The following is a 462-nucleotide window of genomic DNA, read 5'->3' on the forward strand; positions in this document are numbered from 1 at the left end:
GTTCTGGGTGCACCACCTGCGCCCGGCCCTGCTGCAGGCCCTCGTCTCCGACCCGGACACCCGCCGCCTGCTGCCGCCGGGCGACGCGCAGTCCCTGCTCGACCGCCTGGAAAACCCGCGCCCGCCCCTCGACCGGGCCGAGCGCGACGCCCTGGTGGCGCGGACGCTGGCGGCGGCGTGGCGGGATTGCGCCGCCCGCCTCGGCCCCGATCCCGCGATCTGGGCCTGGGGCCGCCTGCACCACGCCCGGTTCACGCACCCGCTCGCCGCGACGGGTTTTGCCGGACCCGACATCGCGCCTTTGCCGATGGGCGGTTCGGGGGCCTGCGTGATGCATGCCGAGTACGATCCCGAGACCTTCCGGATGACGCACGGCGCCTCGTTCCGGATGGTGCTCGACGTCGGCGACTGGGATGCCGGGCTGTTCGTCAACGCCCCCGGCCAATCCGGCCACCCGGACAG

At 74.9% G+C, this 462-nt stretch carries 1 protein-coding gene; it reads left to right on the forward strand.

From position 1 onward, the window contains the following. The coding region (locus D7Y13_RS42545; protein ID WP_147452693.1) for a penicillin acylase family protein at nt 1–462 on the forward strand (462 nt) is incomplete at both ends.

Source organism: Corallococcus praedator, from assembly GCF_003612125.1.
Lineage (GTDB): Bacteria > Myxococcota > Myxococcia > Myxococcales > Myxococcaceae > Corallococcus > Corallococcus praedator.